Annotated in this window: 3 protein-coding genes; all 3 read right to left on the bottom strand. The window is 67.6% G+C overall.

The features are described from left to right. Nucleotide 1: 1 nt before the first annotated feature. Nucleotides 2-460 (bottom strand): MaoC family dehydratase, encoded by a 459-nt coding sequence (locus ABZ860_RS42745; protein ID WP_357232582.1) that lies wholly within the window; start codon nt 458-460, stop codon nt 2-4. Beyond that, a complete protein-coding gene (locus tag ABZ860_RS42740; protein ID WP_357232579.1) occupies nt 457-1,347 on the bottom strand; it encodes an amidohydrolase family protein in 891 nt (296 codons plus the stop codon). The genes ABZ860_RS42745 and ABZ860_RS42740 overlap by 4 nt, the downstream gene beginning before the upstream one ends. A 12-nt stretch (nt 1,348-1,359) precedes the next feature. Beyond that, the coding region (locus tag ABZ860_RS42735; RefSeq protein ID WP_357232576.1) for an SDR family oxidoreductase at nt 1,360-2,235 on the bottom strand (876 nt) is incomplete at its 5' end.

The raw sequence follows: 2,235 nt of genomic DNA, 5'->3' as shown, positions 1-2,235 counted from the left end.
GTCAGGCGTAGTGCCGGTAGATCGCCCGGGCGACGCAGGCGGGCTTGGCGGACCCGTCGATCTCGACGGTGAAGTCGAGATGCATCTGCACCCCGTCACCGGGGACGTCCTCGACGGAGACGACGACGGCGCCCAGGCGGATCCTGCCGCCCACCTTCACCGGGCTGGGAAAACGGACCTTGTCCAGCCCGTAGTTGATGCTCATCCTCACGCCCTGGATGTCGAGCAGCTCGTTGAACAGCGGGATGACCAGCGACAAGGTGAGGTAACCGTGGGCGATCGGACCACCGAACGGCCCGCCGGCGGCGCGCACCGGGTCGACATGGATCCACTGGTGGTCGCCGGTGGCGTCGGCGAAGGTGTTCACCCGCTCCTGACCGATCTCCAGCCAGCCGCTGTGACCCAGATCCTTGCCCGCAAGCGCCCTGATCTCATCCAACCCGTAAACCGTGGTGGTCATCCCTGCCTCGTCCTCTCCTTGATGCCGAGCCCGAGCAGGCGCACGGCGTTGTCCTTCAAAATCCTCGGCCGGACCTCCGGCTTGATCTCCAGCTTGTCGAAGTCGGCCAGCCACCGATCCGGCGTGATCACCGGATAGTCCGACCCGAACAACACCTTGTCCTTGAGCAGCGTGTTCGCATACCGCACCAACTGCGGCGGGAAATACTTCGGCGACCACCCCGACAAGTCGATGTACACATACGGCTTGTGCGTGGCCACCGCCAGCGCCTCGTCCTGCCACGGAAACGACGGATGCGCCAAGATGATCCGCAACTCGGGAAAATCCACCGCCACGTCGTCCACCAGCATCGGATTGGAGTATTTGAGCCGGATGCCGCCCCCACCCGGCACCCCCGCACCGATCCCCGTCTGCCCGGTGTGGAACAACGCGACCACACCGAGCTCCTCGATCGCCTCATACAACGGGTAGGCCATCCGGTCGTTGGGGGCGAAGCCCTGAATGCTGGGGTGGAACTTGAACCCCCGCACGCCGTACTCCTCCACCAGCCTGCGCGCCTCACCCACCCCCGCCCGGCCCTTCCACGGATCGACACTCGCGAACGGGATCAACACATCGGCATGCTCGGCACAACCCTCGGCGACCTCCTCATTGGAGATACGCCGATGCCCGGTGGCGTGCTCGGCATCCACCGTGAACACCACCGCCGCCATCTTCCGCTCCCGGTAATAAGCGGCGATCTCCGCGATGGTCGGCTGCCGATGCCCGTGCGCCTTGAAATACTCCTCCGACGCCCCGAACAACTCCGGGCTCAGCGACCCATGCCCATCCTTGGACATCTCCGCATGGGTGTGCACATCGATCGCGACCAGACCGGCGACATCCATGACCGCCACCCCTCACGCCCCCGCAACACCGTCAGCGGGAACCTTCGGCGCCGGGATGCCGTAGGTCTCCGGCTCCGCCCCCACCCCCGACTCCCAGCAGGCGGCGATCGCCTCAGCCGTCCACCCCCCATCAGCGAACGCCACCGCCTTCTCCGCCGGGTGCGACCACAACGCCAGCCGGTCCCCGCCGATCCCGATCGCCTGACCCGTCACCCCCGCCGAGGCATCCGAAGCCAGGAACACGATCAACCCCGCCACATCCTGCACCGTGCCCAGCCCCTCATCCCGGCGCAACCAGCCCGGCAACGGCCGGCCGGTCCGCTCGGCCTCCTCCAAGATCGGCGCGAACACGGGAATCGTCTTGGTCATCTCCGTGGCCGCCACCGGAACCACCGCGTTCACCGTGATGTTCGCCCTGGCCAGCTCCATCGCCCACGTCCTGGCCATCGCCACCACACCCGCCTTCGCCGCCGCGTAGTTGGTCTGACCGAAGTTGCCCCGCTGACCCGCCGGCGAGGAGATCAGGATCAACCGGCCCCCACTGCCCTGCTCACGCATCCGCACCGCCGCCGCCCGCGCACAGGTGAACGTCCCCCGCAGATGCACCCCGACCACCGCGTCGAAGTCCTCATCCGACATCTTCCACAACACCCGATCACGCAGGATGCCCGCGTTGGTGACCATCACATCCAGCCGGCCGAACTCCTTGACCGCCGCCTCCACCAGCCGCTCGGCCACCTCCGCCGAACCGACCGCAGCCACCACACTCCGCGCCCGGCCACCGCTACCAGTGATGGCCTCGACCACCCCCGCAGCCGCCTCCCCGTCCACATCGTTGACCACCACCGCCGCCCCAGCCGCCGCCAACGCCTCGGCATACGCCCGGCC

The sequence above is a fragment of the Microbispora sp. NPDC046973 genome, assembly GCF_040644495.1.
Taxonomy (GTDB): Bacteria; Actinomycetota; Actinomycetes; order Streptosporangiales; family Streptosporangiaceae; genus Microbispora.
This window is presented reverse-complemented; position numbering and strand designations above follow the sequence as displayed.

Excerpts from the sequence above, each read along its gene's own strand:
- ABZ860_RS42740 (WP_357232579.1), bottom strand. The coding sequence starts at position 1,347 with ATGGATGTCGCCGGTCTGGTCGCGATCGATGTGCACACCCATGCGGAG.
- ABZ860_RS42745 (WP_357232582.1), bottom strand. The coding sequence starts at position 460 with ATGACCACCACGGTTTACGGGTTGGATGAGATCAGGGCGCTTGCGGGC.